Source organism: Herbaspirillum sp. AP02 (assembly GCF_015767275.1).
In the GTDB taxonomy this organism is placed as follows: Bacteria; Pseudomonadota; Gammaproteobacteria; order Burkholderiales; family Burkholderiaceae_D; genus Herbaspirillum.
Map to the genome: position 1 here is coordinate 165,388 of NZ_JADWMY010000011.1, position 14,782 is coordinate 180,169.

Sequence of the window (14,782 nt, forward strand, 5' to 3'; positions counted from 1 at the left end):
CATCATCCATGCTGCAAGTCAATGAACTGAACCAGTACTACGGCGCGGCGCATACGCTGCGCGGTGTCTCGCTGGATGTACAGAAGGGCCGCGTGCTGTCGCTGCTGGGCCGCAACGGCGTGGGCAAGACCACGCTGCTGAAATGCCTGATGGGCGTGCTCCCGGTAGCCCGTGGCAATGTCATGTTCGAGGGCCAGGACATCACCAGGTTGAAGCCCCACCAGCGCGCCCGGCTGGGCATCGCCTACGTGCCGCAGGGGCGCGAGATCTTTGCGCGCCTGACGGTGGAAGAGAACATGCTCATGGGCATGGCCACGTTGTCGGGTCGCCGTGCCTCCAGCATCAAGGGCGAGGTCTATGAACTCTTCCCGGTGCTCAAGGAAATGCTGCACCGTCGCGGCGGTGACCTCTCCGGCGGTCAGCAGCAACAGCTGGCGATTGCCCGGGCCTTGCTGGCCGAGCCCAAGCTGATCATCCTGGATGAGCCGACCGAGGGCATCCAGCCGTCCATCATCAAGGATATCGGCCGCGTCATCAGCCTGCTGCGCCAGCGTGGCGATATCGGCATCCTGCTGTGCGAGCAGTACTTCGACTTCGCCCGCGAACTGGCCGATACCTTCGTGGTCATGTCACGCGGCGAAGTGGTCGCTGCCGGCACGCAGGACCAGATGGATGGCGAGGACGTGAGGAAGCATCTGGCGGTCTGAGACCGTCGTACGGGAAGGCTGCGCATTTGCACCGGGTCTGCTATAAAGTCGCATGATCGCGGCCGGCAGACCCGGCGCACGCTGCCCACCAAGCCATCAAGAACCAGGTATGAAACGACTCCCCGGCGATCCGGAACCCGCCAGCATGCCAGCTCCAGCGACTCCAGGCGCGCCCCTGCGGCATGCGCCGGACCAGGCACGCCTGGTGCTGGGCTTTGCCGATGACCATGGCACCACGCGCCTGCTGCGCCGCCAGCACTTCGGCCCCTTGCGCGTGCAGAAGCCGCTCTACCCCGAAGACCCTTCCATCTGCCATGCCATCATCGTCCATCCCCCTGGCGGGATCGTGGGCGGCGACCAGCTCTCCATTACCGCCGAGGTGGGCGAACGCGCCCATGCCCTGCTGACCACGCCGGGTGCCGGCAAGTGGTATCGCGCCAACGGCCAGCATTCGCGCCAGGTGGTGCGCCTGGACGCCGGCGCAGGTGCAAAGCTGGAATGGTTGCCGCAGGAAACCATCTTCTTCGATGGCGCCGATGTGCGCATGGAACACGAGGTGACGCTGGCGGCCGACGCCGCCTACCTGGGTGCGGAGATTCTCTGCTTTGGTCGCACCGCCTCCGGCGAAACCTTCACCACCGGCGCAGTGAGCCAGCGCACCAGCATCCGCCGTGGCGGCAAGCTGGTCTGGTTCGAGCAGGGTCGCCTGCAGGCCGAGGCGGGTGCCATGCAAGGGCCGCTGGCACTGGACGGGCAGACCATCTGCGGCACTCTGATCGCCGTGGGCGATGGCATGGATGCCGCCCTGCTGGGCCGCCTGCGCGAGACCATCGGCGCGCTGCAGCTGGAAGGACGCAGCGGCGCCACCCTGATGAAGCAGGTGCTCATCGCCCGCTACATGGGCCAATCCAGCCTGGTGGCGCGGCGATGGCTGCATACGGCGTGGCAGGTGCTGCGGCCCGCGGTCACGGGCAGGGTGGCGGCAATTCCGCGCATCTGGAATACCTGAATACCTGAGCGACACAAGAAAACCGAATCAAGCGAAGTCCCAGCAAGTGATAGAAACTGAAGGCCGCCAGCCGGCCGGGAGCCAACATGGAACTGACACCAAGAGAAAAAGACAAGCTGTTGATCTTCACCGCCGCGCTGCTGGCCGAACGCCGCAAGGCGCGTGGCCTGAAGCTCAACTATCCGGAAGCGGTGGCGCTGATCACGGCCGCCATCATGGAAGGCGCGCGCGACGGCAAGACCGTGGCCGAGCTGATGTCCGAGGGCACCACCATCCTGACCCGCAACGATGTGATGGAAGGCGTGCCGGAGATGATCCCCGACATCCAGGTCGAAGCCACCTTCCCCGACGGCAGCAAGCTGGTCACCGTCCACCATCCGATTCCTTGAGGAGCGCGTCATGATTCCAGGCGAAATGCTGGTCGAACCCGGCGACATCGAACTCAATACCGGCCGCGCCACGGCCACCGTGACGGTGGCCAACAGCGGCGACCGGCCGATCCAGGTGGGTTCCCACTTCCATTTCTACGAGACCAATCCGGCGCTGCGCTTCGAGCGCTCCGTGGCCTATGGCATGCGCCTGAACATCGCCGCCGGTACGGCAGTGCGCTTCGAGCCGGGCCAGGAGCGCACGGTGGAACTGGTGGCGCTGGCGGGGGACCGCCGCGTCTATGGTTTCAATGCACTGGTGATGGGCAAGCTGAAGGCCCAATTGGCTACTGACAAGAAGGGACAGACCCAATGAGCAAGATCTCCCGCTCGGCCTATGCCGAGATGTTCGGCCCCACTGTCGGCGACCGCGTGCGCCTGGCCGATACCGCGCTGTTCCTGGAAGTGGAGAAGGACTATACGGTCTATGGCGAGGAAGTGAAATTCGGCGGCGGCAAGGTGATCCGCGATGGCATGGGCCAATCGCAGCGCGCCCATGCCGACGTGATGGACACCGTCATCACCAATGCGCTGATCGTGGACCACTGGGGCATCGTCAAGGCTGACATCGGCATCAAGTCGGGCAAGATCGCCGGCATCGGCAAGGCCGGCAATCCGGACATCCAGCCCGGCGTGACCATGGCCATCGGTGGTGCAACCGAAATCATTGCCGGCGAAGGCATGATCGTCACCGCCGGCGGCATCGACAGCCACATCCACTTCATCTGCCCGCAGCAGATCGAGGAAGCGCTGATGAGCGGCGTGACCACCATGCTGGGCGGCGGCACCGGCCCGGCCGTGGGGACGGCGGCGACCACCTGCACGCCCGGTCCCTGGCACATCCATTCGATGCTGGCGGCAGCGGATGCCTTCCCGATGAACCTCGGCTTCCTGGGCAAGGGCAATGTCAGCCTGCCGCTGCCGCTGGAAGAGCAGATCCGCGCCGGTGCCATCGGCCTGAAGCTGCACGAGGACTGGGGCTCCACCCCGGCGGCCATCGACAACTGCCTGACGGTGGCCGACCGCATGGACATCCAGGTGGCCATCCATACCGATACCCTGAACGAAGGCGGCTTCCTGGAGCACACCCTGGCCGCCTTCAAGGACCGTACCATCCACACCTTCCACACCGAAGGCGCGGGCGGCGGGCACGCGCCGGACATCATTGCGGCGGTGGGGCAAGGCAATGTGCTGCCGTCCTCCACCAATCCGACGCGCCCGTTCACGGTCAATACGCTGGACGAGCACCTGGACATGCTGATGGTCTGCCATCACCTGGACCCGGCCATCGCCGAGGATATCGCCTTCGCCGAATCGCGCATCCGGCGCGAGACGATTGCGGCCGAAGATATCCTGCATGACATCGGCGCGATCTCGATGATGTCTTCCGATTCGCAGGCCATGGGCCGCGTCGGGGAAGTGATCCTGCGCACCTGGCAGACCGCGCACAAGATGAAGGTGCAGCGCGGTTCGCTGAAAGAAGATACCTCGCGCAACGACAACTTCCGCATCAAGCGCTACATCGCCAAGTACACCATCAACCCGGCCATCACCCACGGCATCTCGCACGTGGTGGGTTCGCTGGAGGTGGGCAAGATCGCCGACATCGTGCTGTGGAAGCCGGCCTTCTTCGGTGCCAAGCCCTCGATGATCCTGAAGAGCGGCATGATCGCGGCGGCCCAGATGGGTGACCCGAATGCCTCCATCCCGACGCCGCAGCCGGTGCATTACCGGATGATGTTCGGCGCCTATGGAGGGGGCTTGAAGACGTCCATGACCTTCGTTTCGCAGGCTGCCTTCGACGCCGGTATCGGCGAGCAACTGAAGCTCAACAAGCCGGTAGTGGCGGTGAAGAACATGCGCAACCTGCGCAAGCGCGACATGATCCACAACGGCGCAACGCCGAAGATGGAAGTCGATGCCGAGACCTATGAAGTGCGTGCCGATGGCGAGCTGCTGGTGTGCGAGCCGGCGGTGTCGCTGCCATTGGCGCAGCGTTATTTCCTGTTCTGATTTTTCTCCCATTTTTTCATGCTGACTCTCAATACCAAGATAGACCAGGCCGACCAGATCGACGGTGAACTGGAACTGCCCTACGACCAGCGCGAAAAGAGCCGCCTGCGTGCCACGCTGCGCTCGGGCGAAGATGTGGCCGTGTTCACCGTGCGCGGCACCGTGCTGCGCGATGGCGATCTGCTGCGCGGCGACGATGGCCGCGTGGTCAAGATCATCGCCAAGGCCGAGGCGACCTATCGGGTCGATGCGGCCGACGCGCACCTGCTGCTGCGCTGCGCTTTCCACCTCGGCAATCGTCATACCCAGGCGCATATCGGCCATGCGGGTGGCGTGGGCTTCCTGCGCATCCGCAAGGACCCGGTCCTGAAGGAAATGCTGGAAGGCCTGGGTGCACGGGTGTCGGAAGAAGAGGCTGCCTTCGAACCGGAAGCCGGGGCCTATGGCGGCGGTCATCACCATCACGGTGACGACCACCATCACAATCCGTTGGCACCGATCCCGCTGCGTCAGAAGATCCACCGGCCCAGCGACAAGAAGGACGAGGGCTGATCCATGCAAGCCACCGCCTTGCTGCATCTGCTGCAACTGAGCAGCCCATCGCTGCCGATTGGCGCCTACAGCTATTCGCAGGGGCTGGAGGCGGCCATCGAGAATGGGCGGGTCAACAGCGAAGCGGCGGCACGTGACTGGATCGGCCATGCGCTGCATGAGGTGGTGGCACGCTTCGAGGCGCCCATCTTTGCGCGACTCGTGGCAGCCTTTGAAGCGCGCGATGCCGATGCGATCACGCGCTGGACCGAGCGCTTCGTGGCGGCGCGCGATACCTCGGAGTTTCGCGCCGAGACCATTCAGATGGGTTATTCGCTGGGCAAGCTGGCCGCCGACCTGAAGCTGGGCGATGCCGAGCTGCTGGCGCTGTTACAGGCACAGCCGGAAGTGCCGCTACCCACCGCGCTGGCCTTTGCCACGGTGGCGCTGCAGGTGCCACGGGAGGCGGCGGTGCTGGGCATGCTCTTCGCCTGGGCCGAGAACCAGGTGCTGGCCTGCGTGAAGACGGTGCCGCTGGGGCAGGTGGCGGGGCAGCGCATCTTGCTGTCGCTGCAGCCGGAGCTGGAGCAGGCGGCCGCGACCGCACTGACGCTGGAGGACGATGATCTGTGCAACTGGGCACCGGGGCTGTCGCTGCTGTCGATGCAGCACGAGGTGCAGTACAGCCGCATCTATCGCTCCTGATTATTTATATCATTAACGTAGCTACACGAACCAAGAGACAACCATGAGCAATCCCACTTCCAATCCGCTGCGCGTGGGCATCGGCGGCCCGGTCGGTTCCGGCAAGACGGCGCTGTGCGAAATGCTGTGCAAGCGCATGCGCGACCATTACGACATGGCCGTCATCACCAATGACATCTACACCAAGGAAGACATGGAGATCCTGCTGCGCGCCGATGCGCTGCCGGCCGATCGCCTGATGGGGGTGGAGACCGGTGGCTGCCCGCACACGGCCATCCGCGAAGATGCCTCGATCAACCTGGAGGCGATCGCCCGCATGAGCGCCGACTTCCCCGACCTGGACCTGATCCTGGTGGAGTCTGGTGGCGACAACCTGGCGGCCACCTTCAGCCCGGAATTGTCGGATCTGACCATCTACGTGATCGACGTGGCCGGTGGCGAGAAGATCCCGCGCAAGGGCGGCCCCGGCATCACCCGTTCCGACCTGCTGATCATCAACAAGACCGACCTGGCGCCCTATGTGGGCGCAAATCTGGATATCATGGCGGCCGATGCCAAGCGCATGCGCGGCGAACGCCCCTTCGTGTTCACCAACCTGCGCAGTGGCGATGGGGTGGAAAAGGTGATCGAGTACATCCGCAAGCAGGGCTTGCTGGACCAGAAGCCGAAGAACTAAGTCCCCCCATTCCAACGAACCTGCCGTATTTGCTGCATCTGCCAAGGAGAAATCATGTTTGCACTCACCACCAAGACCCGCGCCCGCCTGGGCGTGCTGGCTGTCACCGCACTGGCGGCCGGCTCCGCGCTGGCCCACCCGGGCCATCCGGGCTCGACCATGGATGCCACGGCCAGCATGGCCGCCGGCTTCGCCCACCCGTTCTCGGGCATCGATCACCTGCTGGCCATGCTGGCCGTGGGCCTGTGGGCGGCACAGAACAAGCAGCGCGCCCTGTGGGTGCTGCCGCTGGCCTTTCCGCTGATGATGGTGGTGGGCGCACTGCTGGCCTTCTCCGGCCTGCAGGTGCCGGCCGTGGAAACGGGGATCGCCGCGTCGGTGGCGGTGCTGGGTCTGCTGATCGCGTTTGCCGTACGCATGCCGCTGTGGGGCAGCACCCTGGTGGTGTCGCTGTTCGCCATGTTCCATGGCTATGCCCACGGCGCGGAACTGCCGCACGGTAGCTCGGCCGCCCTGTACGGCGCCGGCTTCATTGCCGCGACCGCGCTGCTGCATGCCGCCGGCCTGGGTATTGGCCTGGTGGCCGGCCAGAAGATGGCCGACCGCGTGGTGCGCATCGGCGGCGTGGGTATCGCCGCCGTGGGGGCCTACCTGCTGGCGGCCTGAAGCATTTGTTCTGCCACCGGCTGGCCGCCGCGCGCGGCTAGCCAGGCGTCCAGCACGGCCTCGCTGCCCTTGGGGAAGTGCAGGCCGAGCTTGGAACGCCGCCACAAGATGTCGGCTGCGCTGGTGGCCCATTCGTGACGTAACAGATAATCCACCTCGGCGGCGTAGAGCCCGCCCAGAATCTCTTCTCCCATCTCTTCCAAGGTCTTCTTTCCTTCCAGCAGCCCATGCGTGCGGCTGCCGTAGGCGCGCGCGTATCGCTGCAATAGTGATGCCGGCAGCCAGTGGTACTGCTGCTGCAGACTTGAAACGTATTGATCGAACTCACGCACCGAACGGTTGGCCGGCTGCGCGCCGAACAGGTCGCCGCCTGGCAGGCAACCGCCCTCGGTCCACGCGCCGCGCTGGTTGCCCAGTACCGGGGCGATCATGTCCACCGCTTCCTCGGCCAGCTTGCGGAAGGTGGTGATCTTGCCGCCGAAGACGGAGAGCAACGGGGCGCCATCGGTGTTCAGGTCGAGCTGATAGTCGCGGGTGACGGCCGAGGCATCGGCGGCAGCATCCTCCAGCAGCGGGCGCACGCCGGAATAGGACCAGACCACGTCGGCCGGGTGAATGGGCTTGTCGAAATAGCGATTGGCCAGTTGGCAGAGGTAGCCGATCTCGTCCTCGGAAATGGCGACGTTTTCCACCTTGCCCTTGTATTCGATATCGGTGGTGCCGATCAGGGTGAAGTCGCGCTCGTAGGGAATGGCGAAGACGATGCGGCCATCCGGGTTCTGGAAGATGTAGGCGTGGTCATGGTCGAACAGGCGCTTGACCACGATATGGCTGCCCTTGACCAGGCGTACCGATTGCTGGAGTGCACGTGGGCAGCACCGCCCAGGAATTGGGCCACCCAGGGGCCGGCGGCGTTGACCACGCAACGCGCACGCAGCTGCATGGCATGACCATCGGCGCGCCGCAGCGTGGCTTGCCAGCCATTGTCCTGGCGGCTCAGCGACTCGCAGCGGGTGCGGGTCATGATGTGAGCGCCTTTCTCGGCGGCATCCATGGCGTTCAGCACCACCAGGCGGGCATCGTCGACCCAGCCATCGGAATAGACGAAGCCGCGGGTGAACTGCGACTTCAAGGGTGCACCCGACGGGTGACGACGCAGGTCCAGCGCACGCGAACCCGGCAGCAGTTCGCGCCGGGCCAGGTGGTCGTAGAGGAACATGCCCAGGCGGATCAGCCAGGCCGGGCGCTGGCCCTGGTCATGCGGCATGACAAAACGCAGCGGCCACATGATGTGGGGGGCGCTGCGCAGGAGCACCTCGCGTTCGATCAGGGCCTTGCGCACCAGGCCGAACTCGTAGTGCTCCAGATAGCGCAGGCCACCGTGGATGAGCTTGCTGGAGGACGACGAGGTGTGCTGTGCCAGGTCGTGCTGCTCGCACAGCGCCACCGAGAGGCCGCGTCCGGCGGCGTCACGGGCGATGCCGGCGCCGTTGATGCCGCCGCCGACCACCAGCAGGTCGTATTGCGGAGGATAGGTGATGCCTTCGGTGCCACGTGCTTTCATGCAGGCCTCGCTTCAGGATTAGAGAATGCGCTTGCGGATCTGGGTCACCACCACTTCGGTGACGATCACGATGGCGAAGATGGAGACCAGCACGGTGGCCACGCGCGGCCACTGGAACAGGTTCAGGGCAGTGTCCAGCACCATGCCCACGCCACCGGCGCCGACGATGCCCAGCACGGCCGATTCACGCACGTTGATGTCCCAGCGCAGCAGCACGATGGACATGAAGGCAGGCTTCAACTGCGGCCAGTAGCCGTACCAGATTTCGGAGAATTTGCTGGCGCCCGAAGCCTGCAGGGCTTCGATGGGGCCACGCGGCATCTGCTCGATGGTTTCACCGGCCATCTTGCCGACAAAGCCGATGGAACGGAAAGCGATGGCCAGGGTACCGGCCAGCGGGCCGGGGCCAAAGATGGCCAGGAACAGTAGCGCCCAGACCAGCGAATTGACCGAACGGCTGGCCACCAGCACGATGCGGGCGAACAGGTTCAGGGCAGGGTTGCGGGTCAGGTTGGGGGCGACCAGCAGGCCGAAGGGAATCGCCAGCACGATGGAGAACAGGGTGCCGAGGGTGGCGATGTGCAGCGTCTCGACCAGGCCGGCCTTCACGTCGGTGCCGAAGTATTCCCAGTCGACGGGCCACATGCGGGAGAGCATGTCGCTCATCTGTTCCGGCGCATCGTAGAGGAACTCGGGAATGATTTCGATATAGCGCAGCGACTGCACCACGGCCAGCGCGATGACCAGCCACACCGTGAAGCGCAGTACGCGCTGCAGCGGCGTGTGGCGTTGCCATTCGCGCTCGGCCGGGTTGAGCGCCGCCGGGGGACGGGGGAGGACGGTATCAGACATTGAAGACCTTCTTGACCGAATTCGCCAGCAGTTCGCCGACGACGATGATGGTGATGATGGTGACCAGGATGGTGAGCACGAAGTCGTAGTCGAAGCGCTGGAAGGCAGAGAACAGCACGCCGCCCACACCACCGGCGCCGACGATGCCGACCATGGTGGAATTGCGCAGGTTGGAGTCGAGCTGGTAGGTGGAGAAACCGACAAAGCGTGACATCACCTGCGGCAGCACGCCGAACAGGATCACGTTCATGAAGGACGCACCAGTGGCGCGGATGGCTTCGACCTGCTTGATGGAGATTTCCTCGATGGCTTCGGCGAAGAGCTTGCCGATGAAACCGATGGAGGCCACGATCAGCGCCAGTACGCCGGCCAGGGCGCCAAAGCCGACCGCCTTGACGAACAGGATGGCCACGATCACCGGGTGCAGCGAGCGGCAGACCGATACCAGCGCGCGGGCCGGCCAGGAGATCCATGCCGGCATCAGGTTGCGCGCGCCCATGAGGCCGATGGGCAGCGACAGCAGGATGCCGAACAGCGAGGCCAGCACGGCGATCTGCAGGGTTTCCTTGATGCCGCCCCAGAGGATGTCGCCCTTGGACAGGTCAGGCGGGAACATGCGGCCGAGGAACTTGGCGCCATTGCCCAGGCCCGAGGAGAAGCGCTCCCAGGAGAATCCCAGCTGGGTGGCGGCGTAGATCGCGTAGAGGGCGATCAGCCAGATCACCACGCGGGTCGCCAGCTGCGGCTTGAAGGCCAGGCTCACGCGGGTGCTGGCGCTCTGTGGGGTGGGGGGAGTTGCGGTCGTCATGCTAGCCAGTCCTCGCCACCGTAGATCTGCTTGAGGAAGTCATCCGACAGGTTCTCGGCATTGCCGTCATAGATCACGTGGCCGCCGGACATGCCGATGATGCGATCGGCGTAGCGCTTGGCCAGTTCGACGTCGTGAATGTTGACGATGACGGGGATCTTCTGGGCGCGACCTTGTTCCTTCAGCAGCGAGATAATCTCGAAGGAGGTCTTGGGGTCCAGCGAGGAGGTCGGCTCGTCGGCCAGCAGCAGGCGCGGGCGCTGCATCAGGGCGCGGGCGATGCCCACGCGCTGGCGCTGACCACCGGAAAGCGCATCGGCGCGCTGGTTGGCGAAGTTGCCCAGGCCGACGGTGTCCAGCAGTTCGAAGGCGTGGGCGATGTCTTCCTTGCTGAAGTTGCGACGCCATGCGGTGAAGGCGTTGACGTAGCCCAGGCGTCCGCACAGGAGGTTCTCCATCACGGACAGGCGCTCGACCAGGTTGTATTCCTGGAACACCATGCCGATATGGCGACGCTGCTCGCGCAGGGCGCGACCGCGCAGCTCGGCCAGGTTCACGCGCTTGCCTTCGCCCTCGAACCAGATCGCACCGCGGCTGGGATCGACCAGGCGGTTGATGCAGCGGATCAGGGTCGACTTGCCGGTACCGGAAGGGCCGATGATGGCGACCAGGCCGGCATCGCCGATCTTCAGGTCGATGCCCTTGAGGATGGGATGGCCGGGCTTGTATTCCTTGACCAGGCCCTGGATTTCGATGGCGTGTGACATGGGAGGCGCTTTCTCTGGTGATGCGCGGCCGTTCGCGGGATGCGAGGGGCCGCGGCCCGTGCGCTGGGCGCGGGCCGTGTTGCTTTATTCGGTGTATGACGGGTACTGCGGCACCCGGGCCAGGACGGCCACGGGTGCGGTGCCGGAGCGGAGCTCAGGCTCCGGGCTTACTTCTTGCCGGCGTTCTGCTTGTCGTAGGCGGCGCGGTTGAAGGATTCACCGGCAGAATGGGCGACGAAGCGCACCATCTCGAAGTCCTTCTTGTAGTTGATCGGATAGAAGCGATCGGAACCCGCAAAGGCCTTCTTCAGCTCATCGGTGAAGCGGTAGTCGTAGAAGCACTTGAGCATCTTGTCGCGGAAGTTCGGCTCCAGGTCGTGCGCGTAGGCGAAGTCCTGGGTGGGGAATTTCTCGCTGTGCCAGATGACGCGGAAGTTCTCGGCCTTGATCACGCCGCGCTCGACCATGCGGTCGAAGACGTCGGAGGCGATGGCGGCAGCGTCATAGTCGCCCGAGTTCACGCCCAGGATGGACTGGTCGTGCTTGCCGGAGAAGATGACCTTGTAGTCCTTGTCCGGGGTCACGCCCAGCTTGGGGAACAGGGCCATCGGCGCCATGTGGCCGGAGTTGGAGGAGGGCGCGGTGTGCGCGACCTTCTTGCCCTTGAGATCGGTCATCTTCTGGATCGGGCTATCCTTGCGCACGATCACGTTCAGGGTATAGCCCTGGTAGCCCTTGGCATCGCCGATGACGGCGAATGGCACAGCGCCGGCGATGTTGACGGCGAAGTTGGTGGGGCCCGGCGAGAAGCCGCCGACGTGCAGGCGGCCGGAGCGCATGGCTTCGATTTCAGCGGCATTGGACTGCACCTGGAAGAACACCACCTTCTTGGCGGTGCACTGCGACAGGTAGTCGGTGAAGGGCTTGAAGATCTTGTCGTAGACGGCCGGGTCTTCCACCGGGGTGAAGGTGAAGACCAGGGTGTTGGGGTTCTTCAGCTTCTTGGGATCGGTGGGGGTGTCGGCGGTGAGGTCGTTGTTGGCGTCGCAGTACTGCTGGTCGAGGTCACCGCGGTTGGTGCAGGTGTCCTGGGCAAAGGCGATGGCCGGCGCGGCAAGCGCGAGGGCCAACAGGGTCTTGATCAGACGCTGGGTCATGCTGTCTCCTAGAGATGGTTTTGGTCTTGGTGCCGGTCGCGACGGCTGGATGATCAGGTGCTGGCCGGCGATGTGCGGGAGTGTAGGCGAGCGGGACGGCTTTTACTACCGCATCGCGGTCGCAAAGCGGGGGTTTCCTTGCAGCCGCCTTTCCAGTGGCTTTCAATCTGCTTTCAAAGCGGCTCCGCCACGGCCCCTTGCTGGACTCGTGCAGGGCTCGCGCTGGGGGAAGTTTGGCGGTATAAAGGCGGCTTACCAACGATAACGACATGGGACATCATGCATATCCTGCTGGTGGAGGACGACATCGACATGTCGCGTGCGCTGTTGAGAGCGCTGGAACGACGCGGCTTCCAGGTCACGCATTGCGGCGATGGCATCAGCGCGCTGTCGCAGATCAAGGATGGGGTAGGCGACCTGGTGGTGCTGGACCTCAACATCCCCGGACTGGATGGGTTGCATCTGCTGCAGCGGATACGTTCGCAGGATATCGGCACGCCGGTGATCGTGCTGACTGCACGCGGGGCGGTCGGTGACAGGGTGGTCGGGCTCAATGCCGGTGCCGATGATTATCTGGCCAAGCCCTTCGATCTGGATGAACTGGATGCGCGCATCCGTGCCTTGCTGCGTCGTCGCACCAACGCCGATGACGGTGTGCAGCGTTGCGGCAGGCTGCGTTTCGATCGTGGTTCCGGTGCCTTCTATTGCGGCGACGATCCGCTGGAGTTGACGCCGCGCGAGCATACGCTCCTGAAGGCGCTGATCGCCAAGCCGGGGCATGCGGTGACCAAGGAAAAGCTGTTCCGGCTGGTGTTTCCGATGGAAGAGAATACGCAACTGGAGGCCATCGAGGTGGTGGTGCATCGCGTGCGCAAGAAGCTCATTGAAACCGGTACGGAAATCATGACCTTGCGCGGGCTGGGTTATCTGTTGCGTGACAGGCAGCAGCAGACGGGCGGGGACTGAGGTCGTGGCGCATCTGTTTTCGCGGCGACGCTCGGTACGCGCCTATCTGCTGGCGTGGATCATCTCGCCAATTGCCTTGTTCATCGTCATCGATTCCTTCTCCCTGTATCGCAATACGCTGGAGTCGGTCAACACGGCCTATGACCGGATGCTGATTGCCTCGGTACATTCCATCGGTGATCTGCTGCGTATCGAGAATGGCGAGTTGAAGGCGTCGCTGCCCTATGCGGCGCTGGAGATCTACGAGGCGGATTATTCGAGCCGGATGATCTATCGCATCAATGATCTGGAGGGGAAGTTCTTCGACGGCGATGCCGACCTGCCGACCTACAAGGGCAAGGCGGACAAGGAGGCCATCTATCCGGCGCTGGCGCATATCTACGAAGACAATTACAACGGCGTACCCGTACGGGTGGCGGCGTTGTTCCAGCCGGTGGTAACCAATGACCCGCGCGGTGCGGCGCTGGTCCAGGTGGCGGAGACGATGGAGAATCGCAGTGCCCTGGCACGCAAGATCTTCTGGGAAACCCTGATTCGCCAGGCGGCGTTATTGGTGGTGATCGTGTCGGTGACGCTGTATGTGGTGCGACGGGCGTTGCAGCCTGTGGATGCCTTGCGCCGACAGCTGGATGAGCGGCCGGCTGATGACCTGTCGCCGGTAGCGCCGCCGATGGCCCCGCGTGAGTTGCAGCCCTTCATCGATGCGCTGAACCAGTTGATGGTGCGATTACGGCGTCTGCTGGATCACCAACAACGCTTCGTGGCCAATGCCTCGCATCAGCTGCGTACGCCACTGGCCGTATTGAAGACGCAGCTACAGTCAGGCTTGCGCGGGGATGCGCCGGCGCAGGAGATCCTGCAGGAGATGTCGGGGACGGTGGAGCGGGCGACCACCCTGGCCAATCAGTTGCTGTCGCTGGCCAAGGTGGAACAGATACGCGGGCGGGGAGTGCAGGAGGTCTGTGATCTCGGCATGCTGGCGCGCGAAACGGCGGTGGACTTATCGCCACTGATTGCGGAGAAGGATCTGGACTTCGAGCTGGAAGCCGACAAGATCTTGGTGATGGGGCATCCGTGGATGATCGGTGAGCTGATCTCGAATCTCTTGCACAACGCGATCCGGCATACGCCGGTACGGGGACGACTGGGGATTCGCATCAGCGCAAGGGAGGAAGTGGCGGAGTTGCTGATCTGGGATAGCGGAGAGGGTATCGATGCAGCCGCCATGGAGAACGTATTCAAGGCATTTTCCTCAAATGGCTCCTCTTCAGGGGGACTGGGACTGACGATCTGTGGAGAGATCGTTGACTCGATGCAGGCAACCATCAACTTGCGCAATCGCTTGGGAAACAATGCTCGGGTGGACGGGCTGGATGCGCTGGTGCACTTCCGGATTGTGACTGACTGAATTTACAGGGGCTGTGGAAAACTTAGTTTTTCTCGGCCCGGGATGCTTGATGTTTTCGCTGGAGCGTTGTGTTGGAAGGGCCTGTGTATAAGTTTTTACTTGCTTGAGTGCTCATCCGGGTTTTGCATATCTGGGCTGAAAGCCTTGCTGCAAGCGGCTTTCTGGATAGCGCAAGCTGATGCTATGGATGCTTGTAGGCGGATGAATTGTTAGAGATGCCGGCCAAGCCGGCTTTTTTATTGTTCTTCGGGATCACGTACTGGATTGGCAAGTGTTAATGAACGTTTATCCAGCGATTGATTTGGGGCTGATACGAGACCAATTGAGTTTTCGCCTGTGCATAAGAGGAACGACGGTTGCCCACTTGATGTTTCGCGCTGTGGATAAGACATCTTCAGAAGATATCCAACAGAAGGACTTTATCGTTCGGTCGACTTGCCCTGCGCGATCCGGACACCGACGTTTCCAAACACAAACATGGTGTGGTCCGCAGACGGTGATCGATGAGTCAGTTCAGCTTTTCTC

Annotated in this window: 15 protein-coding genes and 1 pseudogene; 11 read left to right on the forward strand and 5 right to left on the reverse strand. The window is 63.5% G+C overall.

Annotation, left to right across the window (positions count from 1 at the left end):
- Positions 1-8: 8 nt before the first annotated feature.
- The 9 genes from urtE to I5R65_RS20290 all read left to right on the forward strand — a co-directional run bounded on the left by urtE (position 9) and on the right by I5R65_RS20290 (position 6,735).
- Positions 9-707 carry an urea ABC transporter ATP-binding subunit UrtE gene (gene urtE / locus I5R65_RS20250; protein ID WP_180666988.1) on the forward strand — a complete coding sequence of 233 codons (699 nt, stop codon included), beginning with the start codon at positions 9-11 and terminating at the stop codon, positions 705-707.
- 109 nt (positions 708-816) lie between these two features.
- Entirely contained in the window at positions 817-1,716 is a 900-nt protein-coding gene (locus I5R65_RS20255; protein WP_370460926.1) for an urease accessory protein UreD, read from the forward strand.
- Positions 1,717-1,802: 86 nt separating this feature from the next.
- Positions 1,803-2,105, forward strand: coding sequence for an urease subunit gamma (locus tag I5R65_RS20260; RefSeq protein ID WP_017452803.1), 303 nt, complete (start codon positions 1,803-1,805; stop codon positions 2,103-2,105).
- Between the two features lie 10 nt (positions 2,106-2,115).
- Positions 2,116-2,460, forward strand: a complete 345-nt coding sequence (locus I5R65_RS20265) for an urease subunit beta (protein WP_180666990.1) — start codon at positions 2,116-2,118, stop codon at positions 2,458-2,460.
- A complete protein-coding gene (gene ureC, locus I5R65_RS20270; RefSeq protein WP_180666992.1) occupies positions 2,457-4,157 on the forward strand; it encodes an urease subunit alpha in 1,701 nt (566 codons plus the stop codon). The genes I5R65_RS20265 and ureC overlap by 4 nt, the downstream gene beginning before the upstream one ends.
- 18 nt (positions 4,158-4,175) lie before the next feature.
- Positions 4,176-4,709, forward strand: a complete 534-nt coding sequence (gene ureE, locus I5R65_RS20275) for an urease accessory protein UreE (RefSeq protein ID WP_180666994.1) — start codon at positions 4,176-4,178, stop codon at positions 4,707-4,709.
- A gap of 3 nt (positions 4,710-4,712) precedes the next feature.
- Positions 4,713-5,393 carry an urease accessory protein UreF gene (locus I5R65_RS20280; RefSeq protein WP_180666996.1) on the forward strand — a complete coding sequence of 227 codons (681 nt, stop codon included), beginning with the start codon at positions 4,713-4,715 and terminating at the stop codon, positions 5,391-5,393.
- A gap of 43 nt (positions 5,394-5,436) precedes the next feature.
- Positions 5,437-6,069: an urease accessory protein UreG gene (gene ureG, locus I5R65_RS20285; RefSeq protein WP_180666998.1), complete on the forward strand. Its 633-nt coding sequence runs from the start codon at positions 5,437-5,439 to the stop codon at positions 6,067-6,069.
- Between the two features lie 54 nt (positions 6,070-6,123).
- Entirely contained in the window at positions 6,124-6,735 is a 612-nt protein-coding gene (locus I5R65_RS20290) for a HupE/UreJ family protein (protein ID WP_180667000.1), read from the forward strand.
- Here I5R65_RS20290 and glpD read toward each other — a convergent pair.
- From glpD to phnD, 5 genes and pseudogenes are all read right to left on the reverse strand, one after another.
- A pseudogene (glpD, locus tag I5R65_RS20295) lies at positions 6,717-8,275 on the reverse strand (glycerol-3-phosphate dehydrogenase). The gene I5R65_RS20290 and the pseudogene glpD sit on opposite strands and share 19 nt — an antisense overlap.
- 42 nt (positions 8,276-8,317) lie before the next feature.
- Positions 8,318-9,151: a phosphonate ABC transporter, permease protein PhnE gene (gene phnE, locus I5R65_RS20300; RefSeq protein ID WP_180667002.1), complete on the reverse strand. Its 834-nt coding sequence runs from the start codon at positions 9,149-9,151 to the stop codon at positions 8,318-8,320.
- Positions 9,144-9,959, reverse strand: a complete 816-nt coding sequence (gene phnE, locus I5R65_RS20305; RefSeq protein ID WP_180667004.1) for a phosphonate ABC transporter, permease protein PhnE — start codon at positions 9,957-9,959, stop codon at positions 9,144-9,146. Before phnE (I5R65_RS20305) ends, phnE (I5R65_RS20300) begins: the two co-directional genes overlap by 8 nt.
- Positions 9,956-10,726: a phosphonate ABC transporter ATP-binding protein gene (gene phnC, locus I5R65_RS20310; protein WP_006464641.1), complete on the reverse strand. Its 771-nt coding sequence runs from the start codon at positions 10,724-10,726 to the stop codon at positions 9,956-9,958. The genes phnE (I5R65_RS20305) and phnC overlap by 4 nt, the downstream gene beginning before the upstream one ends.
- A 167-nt stretch (positions 10,727-10,893) precedes the next feature.
- Positions 10,894-11,883, reverse strand: a complete 990-nt coding sequence (gene phnD, locus I5R65_RS20315; protein ID WP_006464642.1) for a phosphate/phosphite/phosphonate ABC transporter substrate-binding protein — start codon at positions 11,881-11,883, stop codon at positions 10,894-10,896.
- A gap of 279 nt (positions 11,884-12,162) precedes the next feature.
- Between phnD and I5R65_RS20320 the strand changes: the two genes are divergently transcribed.
- Complete coding sequence (locus I5R65_RS20320) at positions 12,163-12,849, forward strand: response regulator transcription factor (RefSeq protein WP_180667006.1); 687 nt, start codon at positions 12,163-12,165, stop codon at positions 12,847-12,849.
- 4 nt (positions 12,850-12,853) lie between these two features.
- Positions 12,854-14,257: a sensor histidine kinase gene (locus tag I5R65_RS20325; protein ID WP_180667008.1), complete on the forward strand. Its 1,404-nt coding sequence runs from the start codon at positions 12,854-12,856 to the stop codon at positions 14,255-14,257.
- Positions 14,258-14,782: the final 525 nt, after the last annotated feature.